Here is a 17399-nt window from a genome sequence, read left to right on the forward strand (position 1 = left end):
AACCACCCGCCCACCACACACCAACGCCCCGTACAACCCCGTCACCCCGGCGTCGAACGAAATCGAAGCATGCACCACCGTGCTGTCCGCCAACTCCGGATACACCCGCACACACCGCGCCACATAATTGACCAGCCCGCCATGGGTCACCACCACACCCTTCGGCGTCCCCGTCGAACCCGACGTATAAATCACATACGCCGCACCCCCCGCCGACCAACCGACACCGGACACCGCAGCCCCGCTGCCCGCCGCCACCGCCGAAACCACCGCCGGATCATCCAGCACCACCACGGCCACCCCGTCCGGCACCAAGCCCACCGTGTCCGACACCGCCAGCACCACCACCGGTGCCGCATCGGTCAGCATGAACCCGATCCGCTCCGCCGGATACTCCGGATCCACCGGCAGATACGCACCCCCCGCCTTCCACACCGCCAGCAACGCCACAACCAGCTCAACCGAACGCGGCAAGCACACCGCCACCAGCGACTCCCGCCCCACACCCCGGCCCATCAGCAACCGGGCAAGCCGGTTCGCCCGCGCATCCAACTCCCCATACGACACCGACACACCCTCGAACACCACCGCCACAGCATCCGGCGTCCGCGCCACCTGTTCAGCAATCAACTCCGGGACCAACACCCCGGACACCTCGACCGCCGTATCGTTCCACTCCACCAACACCCGACGCCGCTCATCCGCATCCAGCACATCCACCCCGGAGACCCGCAGCTCCGGATCGATGACCGCCGCCTCCAGCACCCGCACCAAACGCCCAGCGAACGCCGCCACCGTCTCCGGATCGAACAGATCCGCCGACCCGGTCAGCTCACCACGGAGCCCGGTCGGAACGCCGTCCGCATCAAACACCTCACCCAAGCTCACAGCGATGTCGAATTTCGCAGCCGACATCGCCCCGGCCGACACATGCTCGCCGACCTGCGCCCCCGGCAGCTCCAGAACCGCCCCGACGTTGTTCTGGACGGTGAGCATCACCTGGAACAACGGGTGCCGGGAGAGCGAGCGGGCCGGGGCAAGCTCCTCCACCAGCCGCTCGAACGGCACGTCCTGGTGTGCGAATGCCCCGAGGCTTGTTTTCCGCACCCGAGACAGGACCTGCTCGAACGTCGGATCGCCCGACACGTCCGTGCGTATCACCAGGGTGTTGACGAAGAACCCGACCAGATCATCGAGCGCCTCATCCGTACGCCCGGCAACCGAAGAGCCGATCGGGATGTCAGTACCCGCACCCATCTTGGACAGCAGGACCGCCAGCGCTGCCTGCACCACCATGAACACCGTCGCACCCTGCTCACGCGCGACCTCCCGCACCCGGGCATGGACCCCGGCCGGCACCTCCAACTGGACGGCGTGCCCGCGGTGGCTGGGCACCGCGGCGCGCGGTCGGTCGGCCGGCAGCGCCAGCTCCTCCGGCGCCCCGTCGAGGGCCTGGCGCCAGTAGGCGACCTGCCGGGAGATCACACTCTCCGGGTCCTGCTCGTCACCGAGCAACTCGCGCTGCCACAGCGTGTAGTCCGCGTACTGCACCGGCAGCGGCTCCCACACCGGAGCCCGCCCCTCGCACCGCGCGGCGTACGCGGCTGAGACATCCCGCGCCAGCGGCCCCTTCGACCAGCCGTCACTGGCGATGTGGTGCACCACCACCACCAGGACATGCTCGTCCGAACCGGCCGAGATCAACCGCGCTCGTACCGGCACCTCAACCGCTAGATCGAACACATACCCCGTCGCCTCTTCAACCGCCGACTCCACGTCGGCAGAAGAGACTTCGACGACCTCCAGGCTCCAATCCAACTGCTCCAAAGCAAGGACGTTCTGGAACGGCTGTCCATCGACCGTCGGGAAAACCGTGCGCAGCACCTCGTGCCGACCAAGCACATCCCGCAACGCCGCACCCAGAGCCTGCGCGTCGATCTCACCGGACAATCGCAGTACAACCGGGACGTTGTAGGTCGCGCTCGGACCCTCCAGCTGCCCGATGAACCACAGACGCTGCTGAGCGTACGACAACGGGATCATCAGGACTCCTCCGAGTTACGGTTACGCATCGGCCGCAGTGCGGGCCGGGTCGACTTTCGGTTGCCTATGTGCTCCGCCAGGCCGGCGGCGGTCGGGGTTTCGAACAGGGCGCGGATGTCGACCTCGGCTCCCAGGAGGGTGCGGACCCGGCTGATCAGCCGGACCGCGAGCAGTGAATGCCCGCCCAGATCGAAGAAGTCGTCGTCCACACCGACCGATTCCAGCCCGAGGACCTCGGCGAAGGCCTGACACAGCAGTTCCTCGCGCGGGCCGGCCGGGGCACGGCCGGATGCGGCCGTGGTCGCGACCTCCGGCGCGGGCAGGGCCTTGCGGTCCAGCTTGCCGTTCACCGTGAGCGGCAGCGCCTCCAGCACCACCACCGCCGCGGGCACCAGGTGCTCGGGCAACCGGGCGCCGACGAACTGCCGCACCGCACCGGCCAGCGCCTGGTCCTGGTCCTGGTCTTGGTCCTCCATATCCCCGGCAGCGACCGGCACGACGTAGGCCACCAGGCGCTTGTCGCCAGTGGTGTCCTCCCGGGCGATGACCGCGGCCTGGACAATCTGCGGGTGCGCGGTGAGCACCGTCTCGACCTCGCCCGGCTCGATCCGGAACCCCCGCACCTTCACCTGCTCATCGGCACGCCCCAGATACACCAGCTCGCCCTCGGCACTCCAGCGCACCACGTCCCCGGTCCGGTACAACCGGCCACCACCGGCGGTGTCGAAGGGGTCGGCCACGAACCGCCCCGCGGTCAGCGCCGCACGCCCCACATACCCCCGGGCCAGCTGCGCCCCGGCGACATACAACTCCCCGGCCACCCCCACCGGCACCGGCACAAGCCGGTCATCGAGCACATACACACGGGTGTTGGCCACCGGACGGCCGATCGGCACCACACCGGCGGCCACCGCACCCGCATCCAGACACGCCGTGAGCACCCCGATCGTGGTCTCGGTCGGCCCGTAGTGATTGAACACCGCCCGGCCCTCGCCCGCCGCCTCGACCAGCTCCCGCACCCAGCCGGCCGAAGCCGCCTCCCCGCCCAGGACCACACCCCGCCCCGGCAGCACCCCGCCAAGACCCGCCGACCCCGCGCCCAGCGCCGCCAGGTGCGAGGGCACCACCTTGACCGCGTCCACCCGCTGCGCGGCGAAGAACCCGGCCATCCCCACCGGATCGGTCACCACCTCCTCCGGCGCCACCACCAGCGTCCCACCCGAGGACAGCGCCCCGAACACCACCGTGTTACCCAGGTCGGTGACCTGCCCCTGCACCACCGCGAACCGCCCGGCACCCGCCAAAGCAACCCGCGACGGCACCGACGCCACATAGTTGGCCAGCCCGCCGTGGGTCACCCCCACACCCTTCGGCAACCCGGTCGAGCCCGACGTGTAGATCACATACGCCAGCTGACCCGGCAGCAGCAAGACCGGCACCGGAGCATCGGACATCGACAAGACCGCGACAGCCACACCCGGGTCGTCCAACGCCACCATCGGAACCCGCCCGGCCGGCAACTCGTCAAGGACGTCCTCGGTCCCCAGCAACACCGCCGCGCGGGCGTCGGCCAGCATGAACGCGACCCGCTCGACCGGATAACCCGGATCGATCGGCAGATACGCAGCCCCCGCCTTCCACACCCCCAACATGCCCACGATCATGTCCAGACCCCGCGGCAGGCACAGACCCACCACCGACTCCCGGCCCACGCCCAAACCCGACAGATACCGGGCCAGGCGATTCGCCCGAGCGTCCAGCTGCGCATAGGACACCTCGACACCGTCCGCGACCACGGCCACAGCATCCGGCACCCGGACCGCCTGCGCCGCGATCAACCCCGGCACCAACTCCCCCGACACCACCGAGCCGGTGCCGTTCCACTCCACCAGCACCCGGCGCCGCTCCTCCACACCCAGCACGTCCACCCCGGAGACCGACACCGACGGATCGACCGTCACCGCCTCCAGCACCCGCACCCACCGCTCGGCGATCAAAGCCACCGTGCCCGCATCGAACAGATCCGCCGACCCGGTCACCCCGCCCCGAATCCCGGCCGGAACCCCACCCGCACCGAACACCTCCCCCACGATCACAGCAATGTCGAACTTCGCCACCGACATCGCCGACGCCGAATCCGGCATCCCTCCAACGCCCACACCCGGCAGCTCCAGGACCGCCTCTGCATTGTTCTGGAAGGTCAACAGCACCTGGAACAACGGATGCCGGGACAGTGAGCGGGCCGGGGCGAGTTCCTCCACCAACCGCTCGAACGGCACATCCTGATGCTCGAACCCGGCCAGACTCACCTCACGCACCCGAGCCAGCAGCTCGGTGAACGTCGGATCCCCCGACAGATCCGTACGCACCACCATGGTGTTGACGAACGAACCGACCAGATCGTCCAGCGCCTCATCCGTGCGCCCCGCGACCGCCGAGCCGATCGGGATGTCCTCACCCGCACCCAGCTTCGAGACCAGCACCGCCAGCGCCGCCTGCAGCAGCATGAACACCGTCACACCCTGCTCCCGCGCCACCGCCAGCAGCCGCCCGTGCACCTCGGCCGGAATCTCCACCGGCACCGTGTGCCCACGATGACTCGCCACCGCCGGACGCGGCCGATCGGCCGGCAGCGCCAGCTCCTCCGGCGCCCCGTCGAGGGCCTGCCGCCAGTAGGCGACCTGCCGCGAGATCACACTCTCCGGATCGTCCTCGCTGCCCAGCAGTTCGCGCTGCCACAGCGTGTAGTCCGCGTACTGCACCGGCAACGGCTCCCACACCGGAGCCCGCCCCTCAAGACGCGCCGCATACGCACCCGAGACATCCTTGGCCAACGGCGCCGTCGACCAGCCATCACTGGCAATGTGATGCACCACCACCACCAGGACATGCTCGTCCGAGCCATCGGTGAACAGCCACGCCCGGATCGGCACCTCGACCGCCAGATCGAACGCGTACCCGGCCACCGCCGCAACCTGCTCAGGCAGATCAGCCGGGGCCACCTCCACAACCCGCAGCTCCCACTCCAGATCGTCGAGGTCGAAGATCTGCTGGAACGGCTGCCCGTCCACGGCCGTGGGGAACACGGTGCGCAGCACCTCGTGCCGCCCGATCACATCCCGCAACGCCGCCGCCAGGGCAGCCTCGTCGACCCCACCGGACAAGCGCACCACGACCGGGCTGTTATAGGTCGCACTCGGGCCCTCCAACTGCCCGATGAACCACAACCGCTGCTGCGCGAACGACAGCGGCAACCGCTCCGGACGCACCTGCGGCACCAACGCGGAACGCGCCACACCAGCACCCGACAACCGCGCCGCCAAACCCGCCACCGTCGGAGCCTCGAACAACGTCCGCAACGACACCTCAACACCCAGCACCGCCCGGATACGGCTCACCAGACGTACTGCCAGCAGCGAATGACCGCCCAGGACGAAGAAATCGTCATCGACGCCGACGGACTCCAGGCCCAGGACCTCGGCGAACGCCTGACACAGCAATTCCTCACGCACGTTCGCCGGGCCACGCCCGGAACCGGTGAGCGCGGTGAAGTCCGGCGCCGGCAGCGCCCTGCGGTCCAGCTTCCCGTTCACCGTCAACGGCAGCGCCTCGAGCACCATCACCGCCGACGGCACCATGTACTCCGGCAACCGCGAGGCGACGTGCTCCCGCACCACGGACGGAACAACTTCCATCCCCGCCGCCGGAACGACGTAGGCAACCAGCCGCTTGTCCCCCGTCTCGTCTTCCCGGGCGATCACGGCGGCCTGGGCGACCTGCGGGTGCGCGGCGATGACCGCCTGGATCTCACCCGGCTCGATCCGGAACCCACGCACCTTCACCTGCTCATCGGCACGCCCCAGATACACCAGGTTGCCCTCGGCATCCCAGCGCACCACATCCCCGGTCCGGTACAGGCGGCCACCACCGGCCGGGTCGGTGTCGAACGGGTCGGCCACGAACCGCTCCGCCGTCAGACCCGCACGCCCCACATACCCACGCGCCAAACCCGCCCCGGCGATGTACAACTCGCCGGCTACACCCGGCGGCACCGGAGCAAGCCGGTCATCGAGCACGAACACCCGGGTGTTCGCGATCGGCCTGCCGATATGCGGAGCATCGCCCAAAGCCAACGGGCCCGAAAATGCCGCGCACACCGTGATCTCCGTCGGCCCATACGCGTTGATGACCCGCCGCCCCGGAGCCCAACGATCCACCAACTCCCCGCTCAGCGCCTCGCCCCCGGACACCAGCGTCGACACCGACGCCAAGTCCTCCAGCTCAAGCACCGCCAACAGTGCGGGCGGCAACGTCACATGCGTCACGCCATGCCGCGCCACCACACCGGCCAGCCCCGCACCCGGCAACAGCTCCCGAGCCGGCGCCACCACCAAACACGCACCCGAGCCCAATACCAGCAACAGTTCCCACGTCGCCGCATCGAACCCGACCGACGCGAACTGCAACACCCTGCTGCCCACACCCAGCCAGAACTGCTGCCCCCTGGGCGCTACCAGATTCACCGCGCCGGCATGCGTCACGGCCACGCCCTTGGGCAGCCCCGTCGACCCCGAGGTGTAGATCACATACGCCGGATGATCCGCAAGCAACACACCCGCCAGCTCACCAGGCATCAGCGCACCGCCATCACACTCGGCCAGCCACCGCATGACCGCAGGATCATCCACCACCACCGCCGGAAGCGATCCAGGCACCACCCCCGAACGCCCCGCCGACGTCAGCACGCACCGTGCCCCCGCATCAGCGATCATGAACGAGATCCGCTCGGCCGGCAGCTCCGGATCCACCGGCAGATACGCACCCCCGGCCTTCCACACCGCCAGCAACGCCACCACCAGGTCCAAGCCGCGGTCCAGGCACACCGCCACGACCGACTCCGGACCCACACCCCGGCCGATCAGCAACCGGGCAAGCCGGTTCGCCCGCGCATCCAACTCCGCGTACGACACCTCCACGCCATCGCCGACCACCGCCGCAGCGTCCGGGACCCGCGCCACCTGCCCGGCGAACAACTCTGGCACCGTCCCCGCCGACGCCTCGGCCGCCGTGTCGTTCCACTCCACCAGCACCCGACGCCGCTCACCGGCATCCAGTACGTCCACCCCAGAGATCCGCAGCCCCGGATCGGCGACAACCGCCTCCAGCACCCGCACCAGACGCCCGACGATCACCGCCACCGTCTCCGGATCGAACAGATCCGCCGACCCGATCACCCCGCCATGAAGCCCAGCAGGGACACCCTCGGCATCGAAGACCTCAGAGACGGTCACCTCGAGGTCGAACTTCGCCGCGGCCACCGCCGCGGCCGACGCCGCGTGCCCACCGGCCCGCACCCCCGCCAGCTCCAGCACAGCCTCGGCGTTGTTCTGCACCGTGAGCATCACCTGGAACAACGGATGCCGGGACAGTGAGCGGGCCGGAGCCAGCTCCTCCACCAGCCGCTCGAACGGCACATCCTGATGCTCGAACCCGGCCAGGCTCGTCTGCCGCACCCGAGCCAGCAGCTCGGTGAACGTCGGATCCCCCGACACATCCGTGCGCATCACCAGCGTGTTGACGAAGAACCCGACCAGATCATCGAGCGCCTCATCCGTACGCCCCGCGACCGTCGCACCGATCGGAATGTCGGTGCCCGCACCCAGCTTCGCCAGCAGCACCGCCAGCGCGGCCTGCAGCAGCATGAACACCGTCACACCCTGCTCACGCGCCACCGCCAGCAGCCGCCCGTGCACCTCGGCCGGAACCCGCAACGGCACCGCGTGCCCGCGATGACTCGCCACCGCCGGACGCTGCCGGTCGGCCGGCAGCGCCAGCTCCTCCGGCGCACCCGCCAGCACCTGCCGCCAGTAGGCGACCTGCCGCGAGATCACACTCTCCGGATCGTCCTCGTCACCGAGCAGTTCACGCTGCCACAGCGTGTAGTCCGCGTACTGCACCGGCAACGGCTCCCACACCGGAGCCCGCCCCTCAAGACGCGCCGCATACGCACCCGAGACATCCTTGGCCAACGGCGCCGTCGACCAGCCGTCCCCGGCGATGTGATGCACCACCACCACCAGGACATGCTCGTCCGAGCCATCAGTGAACAGCCACGCCCGGATCGGCACCTCAACCGCCAGATCGAACGCGTACTCCGTTGCGCGTGCGACCGCATCCGCCAGCTGCCCGGCAGCCACCTCGACCGCCTCCAGCTCCCAGTCCAGGTCCTCGATGTCGAGGATCTGCTGGAAGGGCTCCCCGTCCGCGGCCGTGGGGAACACGGTGCGCAGCACCTCGTGCCGCCCGATCACATCCCGCAACGCAGCCGCGAGCGCGGCCGTGTCCACATCACCGGACAACCCCAGGACGGTCGGGATGTTGTAGAGCGCGCTCGCCCCCTCCAACTGCCCGATGAACCACAACCGCTGCTGCGCGAACGACAGCGGCAACCGCTCCGGACGCACCTGCGGCACCAACGCCGCCCGCGCCACACCAGCACCCGACAACCGCGCCGCCAAACCCGCCACCGTCGGAGCCTCAAACAGCGTCCGGATATCAATCTCCACTCCGAACACCATCCGCACCCGGCTAACCAACTGCACCGCCAGCAGCGAATGCCCGCCCAGGGCGAAGAAGTCGTCCTCCACGCCCACGGACTCCACGCCCAGGACTTCGGCGAACGCCTGACACAACACCTCCTCACGCACATTCGCCGGAGCACGCCCCGAACCAGTGAGCGATGCGAAGTCCGGCGCCGGCAGCGCGCGACGGTCCAGCTTCCCGTTCACCGTGAGCGGCAGCGCCTCGAGCACGACCACCGCCGACGGCACCATGTACTCCGGCAACCGGGCGCCGACGTGCTCCCACACCACGGACGGAACAACTTCCATCCCCGCCGCCGGAACGACGTAGGCCACCAGGCGCCTGTCGCCCGGCACATCCTCGCGGGCGATCACAGCGGCCTGGGCGACCCGCGGGTGCGCGGCCAGGACCGCCTCGATCTCACCCGGCTCGATCCGGAACCCACGCACCTTCACCTGCTCATCGGCACGCCCCAGATACACCAGGTCGCCCTCGGCATCCCAGCGCACCACATCCCCGGTCCGGTACAGGCGCCCGCCACCGGCCGGGTCGGTGTCGAACGGGTCGGCCACGAACCGCTCCGCCGTCAGACCCGCACGCCCCACATACCCACGCGCCAACTGCGCCCCACCGATATACAACTCCCCCGCCACACCCACCGGCACCGGACACAACGACTCATCCAGCACGTACAACCGGGTATTCGCGATCGGCCGACCGATCGGCACCTGCTCATCGAGCCGCTGCCCGGCCACCACCCGGAACACGCAACACCCCACCACCGTCTCGGTCGGCCCGTACTCATTGACCACCACCGAGCCCGGCGTCCGCTCCAACCAGCCCCTCACCGGCCCGGCAGCCAACGCCTCACCACCCACCACCAACACCCGCGCCGCCGACGACGCCGAAGCATCATCGATCAACTCCGCCAGCAACGGCAGATGCCCCGGGACCGCCTTCAGCACATCGAACCCGCCCGAGACGCTCACCAGCCCCGCCAGGCCCTCGGCCCCGCCCTCCACACTGGCCACCACCACCGACCCCGCCACCAACGGCACCACCACACTCGTCACCGTCAAATCGAACGCCAACGACGAATGCAACGCCGCCCCGCCGGCCCCCGGACCGTACTCACCCACCGCCCACAGCACATAGTTGGCCAACCCGCCATGGGTCACCCCCACACCCTTCGGCGTTCCCGTCGACCCCGACGTATAGATCACATAGGCCAACTGACCCGGCACCACACCCACACCCAGCGCCTCACCCGGCATCGAGGAGACCGCCGCCATCACCGCCGGGTCGTCCAACGCCACCATCGGCACCCGCCCAGCCGGCAACTCATCGAGGATGTCCTCCGTACCCACCAGCACCGCCGCCCGCGCATCGGCCAGCATGAACGCGACACGCTCGGCCGGATACTCCGGATCCACCGGCAGATACGCTCCCCCGGCCTTCCACACCGCCAGCAACGCCACGACCATGTCCACACCCCGCGGCAGACACAGACCCACCACCGACTCCGCACCGACTCCCAGCCCGATCAAATACCGGGCCAAACGGTTCGCCCGCGCCTCCAACTCCGCGTAGGAAACCTCCACCCCCTCACACACCACCGCCCGAGAATCCGGAACCCGCGCCGCCTGCGCCGCGATCAAATCCGGCACCAACTCACCCGACACCACCACATCGGTGTCGTTCCACTCCACCAGCACCCGACGCCGCTCACCGGCATCCAGCACATCCACCCCAGAGATCCTCAGCCCCGGATCGGCGACAACCGCCTCCAGCACCCGCACCAGACGCCCGACGATCACCGCCACCGTCTCCGGATCGAACAGATCCGACGACCCGGTCACCACACCCCGCAACCCCACCGGCACTCCGACAGCATCAAACAGCTCGCCCACGCTCACATCCAGGTCGAACCTCGCCGCCTGCACATCCGAGTCGAACCCGTGAGCGCTCACCCCCGGGAGGTCCAGGATGGCCTCGGCGTTGTTCTGACCGGTGAGCATCACCTGGAAGAGCGGATGCCTTGAGAGCGAGCGAGCGGGGGCCAGTTCCTCAACCAGACGCTCGAACGGCACATCCTGATGCTCGAACCCGGCCAGGCTCGTCTCCCGCACCCGGGACAACACGTCGGCGAAGGTCGGGTCGCCCGAAACATCCGTGCGCATCACCAGGGCGTTGACGAAGAAGCCGACCAGATCGTCGAGCGCCTCATCGGTGCGCCCGGCGATCGCCGCACCGATCGGGATGTCCGTGCCCGCACCCAGCTTCGACAGCAGCACCGCGAGTACGGCCTGCACCAGCATGAACACCGTCACGCCCTGCTCACGCGCCACCTCCCGCAAGCGGGCGTGCACGTCGGCGGAAACCTCCAGCGGGACGGCGTGCCCGCGCTGACTGGCCACTGCCGGGCGCGGCCGGTCGGTCGGCAGCGCCAGCTCCTCCGGCGCTCCCGCGAGGGCCTGGCGCCAGTAGGCGACCTGCCGGGAGATCACACTGTCCGGGTCGTCCTCGCTGCCCAGCAGTTCGGCCTGCCACAGTGCGTAGTCCGCGTACTGGACCGGCAACGGCTCCCACACCGGCACCCGGCCCTCGAGCCGAGCCGAGTACGCCGTCGATACATCCTGCGCCAACGGTCCGGTCGACCAGCCGTCCCCGGCGATGTGGTGTACCACCACCAGCAACACACGTTCCTCCGCACCGGCCGTGAACAGCCAGGCCCGGATGGGGACCTCGGATGCGAGATCGAACACGTACCCCGCTGCGTCGTCGACCGCCTCCTGCATTTCAGAGACCTCGACGGCGTCCAGGCTCCAGTCCAGCTCCTCCAGGGGAAGGACCTTCTGGAACGGCTGCCCGTCCTCGGCGGTGGGGAACACGGTGCGCAGCACCTCGTGCCGCCCGATCACATCCCGCAACGCCGCCGCGAGCGCGGCCGTGTCCACGTCGCCGGTCAACCGCACTGCGATCGGGCTGTTGTAGGTCGCGCTCGGGCCGTTCAGCCGGTCGATGATCCACAGGCGGCGCTGGCCGTAGGAGAGCGGGATGAGCTCCGGACGTTCCCACGCCGTCAGCGCGGCTCGCGCCACACCGACGCCTGGCAGACGTGCGGCCAACCCCGCCACCGTCGGGGCCTCGAACAAGGTCCGCAACGGCACCTCTACTCCGAGGACCGCCCGCACCCGGCTGACCAGGCGCACCGCGAGCAGCGAATGCCCGCCGAGGGCGAAGAAATCATCCTCCACCCCGACCGATTCGAGGCCGAGGACCTCGGCGAACGCCTGGCACAGCAGTTCCTCGCGCACGCCGGCCGGGCCACGCCCGGAACCGGTGAGCGATGCGAAGTCCGGCGCCGGCAGCGCCTTGCGGTCCAGCTTCCCGTTGGGCGTCAACGGCAGCGCCTCGAGCACCACCACCACCGCCGGCGCCATGTACTCCGGCAGCCGGGAGGCCGCGTGCTCCCGCAGCACGACCGGATCGGCTTTCGTGCCGGGTGCCGGAACGACGTAGGCCACCAGGCGCTTGTCCCCGGTCGCGTCCTCCCGCGTGATCACCGCGGTCCGGGCCACGTCCGGATGGGTCGCGATCACCGCTTCGATCTCGCCCGGCTCGATCCGGAACCCGCGGATCTTGACCTGTTCATCCGCCCGGCCCAGATACACCAGCTCGCCGTCGGACGTCCACCGCACTACGTCCCCGGTCCGGTACAACCGCCCACCCCCGGCCGGATCGGTGTCGAACGGGTCGGCCACGAACCGCCCCGCCGTCAGCCCGGCACGGCCCACATAGCCTCGGGCCAGACCTGCCCCGGCGACATACAACTCGCCGGCCACGCCCACCGGCACCGGCACAAGCCGCTCATCCAACACGAAGACACGCGTGTTCGCGATGGGACCACCGATCGACGTCAGCACCCCGGCCTCGGTGCCCAACTCCTTGGCCGTCGACCAGATCGTCGTCTCGGTCGGACCGTAGAGGTTCGTCACCGACTCAGCCCGCTCCACCAACAACCGAGCCAGCGCGCCCGGCAATGCCTCGCCACCCACCAGCACACGGACCGAACCCCAACCAGCACTGTCGGCGTCGGCGTCGGCGACCAGCGCCTGCCACAGACTCGGCGTGGCCTGTACGACCGTCGCACCGCACGAGCGCGCCAGCTCCCGCAACTGCCGCGGGTCCCGCACCTGTTCCCGCCCGGCAAGCACCACGGCCGCACCGGTCACCAACGGCAGATACAACTCCAGACCCGCGATATCGAACCCGACCGTGGTCACCGCCAGCAGCCGGTCGCCCGCCCCGAGCCCGAAGCGTCCCTGCATCGCGGTCAGGAAGTTCACCAATGAGCCATGCTCAACCCCCACCCCCTTCGGCGTCCCCGTCGACCCCGAGGTGTAGATCACATACGCGAGCTGCCCCACGGCCCCCGACACCGGCAACGGACCATCAGCCAGCGACGCAACCGCCGCGACCACGCCCGGATCGTCCAAGACCACGACCGGCGTGCCCGCCGTTCCGGCCTCCGCATCCGAGAACACGCCGACGAAGGCCGCATCGGTGATCACGCAGCCCACGCCCGCATCGGCCAACATGAATCCGATTCGTCCGACCGGCAGCTCCGGGTCGATCGGCACGTACGCGCCGCCGGCCTTCCACACCGCCAGCAACGCCACCACCATCTCCACACCCCGCGGCAGACACAGACCCACCACCGCCTCCGGACCCACGCCCAACCCGCGCAGATACCGCGCCAGACGGTTCGCCCGCGCCTCCAACTCCGCGTACGACACCGACACGCCCTCGAACACCACCGCCGCAGCGTCCGGAGTCCGCGCCGCCTGGGCGGCGAACAACTCCGGCAATGTCGCTTGCGGCACCGTGGTGTCCGTGTCGTTCCACTCCACCAACACCCGGCGCCGCTCAGCAGCGGAGAGCACCTCCAGCCCCGACACCGGCACGGACGGATCGGCTACCACCGCCTCCAGCACCCGCACCAGACGCGCGGCGAGCACCACGACGCTCTCGGCATCGAACAGATCCGCCGAGCCGGTCACCACACCCCGCAACCCCACGGGCGCACCATCGGCATCGACGTCCTCGGAAACCATCACGTCCAGGTCGAACTTCGCCACCGCCATCACCGACGACGACGCGGGCCCGCCGGCGCGCACGCCCGGCAGATCCAGGGCAGCGTCGGCGTTGTTCTGCACGGTGAGCATCACCTGGAACAACGGGTGCCGCCACAGTGAGCGGGCCGGGGCGAGTTCCTCGACCAACCGCTCGAACGGCACGTCCTGATGCTCGAAGCCGGCCAGGCTGGTGCTGCGCACTCGCGCCAGCACCTGCTCGAACGTCGGGTCGCCCGACAGATCCGTCCGGATGACCAGGGTGTTGACGAAGAACCCGACCAGGTCGTCCAACGCCGCGTCCGTGCGCCCGGCGATAGCCGACCCGATCGGAATGTCCTCACCAGCGCCCAGTTTCGACAGGAGCACTGCCAAGGCGGCCTGCAGCACCATGAACACCGTCACGCCCCGCTGACGCGCCACCGAAAGCAGGCGCGCGTGCACGTCAGCGGAGATCTGCAACGGAACGGCGTGCCCGCGATAGCTGGCAGCCGCCGCACGCGGACGGTCCACCGGCAATGCCAACTCCTCCGGTGCCCCGGCCAAGGCCTCCCGCCAGAACCCGACCTGGCGAGACAGGAGGCTTTCCGGATCCTGGTCATCACCCAGCAGCTCGCGCTGCCACAGTGCGTAGTCGGCGTACTGCACCGGCAGCGGCGACCACTCCGGAGCACGACTGCCCAGACGTGCGGCGTAGGCGACCGAGAGGTCATGTGCCAGGGGGCCGATCGACCAACCGTCGCTGGCGATGTGGTGAACCACCACCGCCAACACATGCTCCTCGGGTCGGACCGTGAACAGCCAGCCCCGAATCGGCACCTCAGACGCGAGGTCGAAGGCGTACTCCGCCGCGTGCTTGACCGCGTCCGGCAATGCCGCGGCACTCACGTCGACGTGCTGCAGCTCCCATTCAAGGTCCTCGATGTCGATGACCTGCTGGAACGGCTCACCAGCAACGGTCGGGAACACCGTGCGCAGCACCTCGTGCCGGCCGATGACGTCCAGGAACGCCGCACCCAGCGCAGCCGGGTCCAGCAGACCGGACAATTTCACCATGGTCGGGATGTTGTAGGTGGCGCTCGGGCCTTCCAACTGCTGGATGAACCAAAGACGTTGCTGCGCGGATGACAACGGCAACCGTTCGGGACGCGCCCACGGCACCAAGGCCGCGCGCGCCGAATCGGCCTGAGACAACCGCGCGGCCAGGCCCGACGGCGACGGGACCTCGAAAAGGGTGCGGATGTCGACATCGACTCCCAGCGCTGCCCGGACCCGGCTGATCAGCCGTACTGCCAGCAGTGAGTGTCCGCCCAGGGCGAAGAAGTCGTCATCGACCCCGACCGACTCGAGCCCGAGGAGCTCGGCGAACACCTGGCACAGCGCCTCTTCGCGCTCGTTGCTCGGACGGCGCCTCGAGACGACGGCTGCGGTGTCCGGCGCGGGCAGGGCCCGCCGGTCCAGCTTTCCGTTGGGCGTCAACGGCAAGGCATCCAGCACCACCACCGCGGAAGGCACCATGTACTCGGGCAGACGCGACGCGACAAGCTCTCGCAGCACGGCAGGCAATCCGCTGACCGCATCGAAGCCCTGTCCGTCGTCGTCGGCCGCCGCCGGGACCGCGTAGGCGACCAGGCGCTTGTCACCCGGCACGTCCTCCCGTGCGATGACGGCTGCCTGGGCTATCTGCGGGTGCGCGGTCAGCACCGCCTCGATCTCACCCGGCTCGATCCGGAAACCACGGACCTTGATCTGCTCATCGGCCCGGCCCACGAACACCAGATCACCGGACTCCGTCCACCGCACCACGTCCCCGGTCCGGTACATCCGTTCCCCGGACCCTTCGAACGGACACGCCACAAAGCGCCCAGCGGTCAACCCCGCCCGTCCCAGATACCCCCGGGCCAGACCAGCACCCGCCACATACAACTCCCCGGCCACCCCGACGGGCACCGGCGAGAGCCGGTCATCCAGCACGAACACCCGCGTGTTCACCACCGGACGCCCGATCGCCACCTGCCCCGCACCGGCATCACACCGCCACAACGTGGCATCCACCGTGGTCTCGGTCGGACCATACGAATTGAACATCCGATGCCCCGCAGCCCAACGCGCCATCACCTCCGGCGCACACGCCTCCCCCGCAACCACCACCGTCACATCCGCCGAGATCGACGACGGCTCCAACAACGCCAGCACCGCCGGCGGCAGCGTCACAAACGACACCGCCTGCTCCGCCAACAACCCCGTCAACGCCTCCCCGAACCGCTGATCAGAAGGCACCACCACCAACGCCGCCCCCTGCAGCAGCGCCATACACCACTCCCAGCCGAACGTGTCGAAACTCGCCGACGCGAACTGCCCCACGCGATCCCCGGCACCCACCCCCAACAACCGCGCATGACCAGCCGCGAAACTCGCAAACCCCGCATGCGAGACCACCACACCCTTCGGCACCCCCGTCGACCCCGACGTATAGATCACATACGCCGGATGCCCCGGAACCAACGACACCACCGGAGCCGACACCGGCAACGCCGACAGCGCCGACACCACACCCGCATCATCCAAAACCACCACCGGAGCACCCGCGGACGGCAACGCCCCCACCGTGCCCGACGACGCCAACACCACCACCGGAGCGGCATCGGACAACATGAAACCGATCCGCTCCGCCGGATACTCCGGATCCAGCGGCAGATACGCGCCCCCCGCCTTCAACACACCCAACAACGCCACCATCAGATCCACACCACGGTCCAGACACACCCCCACCAACCGCTCCGGACCAACCCCCAACCCCGACAAATACCGCGCCAGACGATTCGCCCGCGCATCCAGCTCCGCATACGACACCGACACGCCCTCACACACCACCGCCGGCGCATCCGGAGTCCGCGTCACCTGAGCCGCGAACAACCCCGGCAACGTCGACCCCGCAACACCCACCGCCGTGTCGTTCCACTCCACCAACACCCGACGCCGCTCAACCGCACCCAGCACATCCACCCCGGACACCCGCAGCCCCGGATCGACGACCACCGCCTCCAACACCCGCACCCACCGCTCGGCGAACACCGACACCGTCACCGCATCGAACAGATCCGCAGACCCCGTCACCACACCCCGCAACCCCGCCGGGGCACCATCCACATCGAAGACCTCGGCAACGATCGCGTTCAGGTCGAACTTCGAGGGCTGGTCTACCCCAGACCATTCATGCGCCTCCACTCCCGGCAGTTCCAGGACAGCGGCGGCGTTGTTCAACACGGTGAGCATCACCTGGAACAACGGATGCCTTGCCAGGGAACGGGTCGGGGCAAGCTCCTCCACCAGCCGCTCGAACGGCACGTCCTGGTGCTCGAACCCGGCCAGGCTCGTCTCGCGCACCCGGGAGAGCAACTCGGCGAACGTCGGGTCGCCCGACAGGTCCGCCCGAATCACCAGGGTGTTGACGAAGAGCCCAACCAGGTCGTCGAGCGCCTCGTCGGTACGACCGGCGACCGGCGAACCGATCGGAATGTCCTCACCGGCACCCAGCTTGGAGAGCAGCGCCGCCAGCGCGGCCTGCAGCAGCATGAACACCGTCACACCCTGCTCGCGCGCCACCTCCCGCAACCGGGCGTGCACCTCGGCCGGGAC

Annotated in this window: 2 protein-coding genes (both only partly in view); both read right to left on the reverse strand. The window is 69.3% G+C overall.

Annotation, left to right across the window (positions count from 1 at the left end):
• Positions 1–2043, reverse strand: the start of a protein-coding gene (locus EDD90_RS22945) for a non-ribosomal peptide synthase/polyketide synthase (RefSeq protein WP_123974826.1). Its footprint begins 17349 nt before the window's first position; only the first 2043 of its 19392 coding nucleotides appear in the window; the start codon lies at positions 2041–2043; the stop codon falls past the left edge of the window.
• Positions 2043–17399, reverse strand: partial view of a non-ribosomal peptide synthase/polyketide synthase gene (locus tag EDD90_RS22950; protein ID WP_123974827.1) — the 3' portion only. It continues 13584 nt past the right edge of the window; the window shows 15357 of its 28941 coding nt (coding positions 13585–28941); the start codon falls outside the window, past its right edge; the stop codon is at positions 2043–2045. The genes EDD90_RS22945 and EDD90_RS22950 overlap by 1 nt, the downstream gene beginning before the upstream one ends.

The sequence above is a fragment of the Streptomyces sp. Ag109_O5-1 genome (assembly GCF_003814875.1).
GTDB classification, from domain to species: Bacteria; Actinomycetota; Actinomycetes; order Streptomycetales; family Streptomycetaceae; genus Streptomyces; species Streptomyces sasae.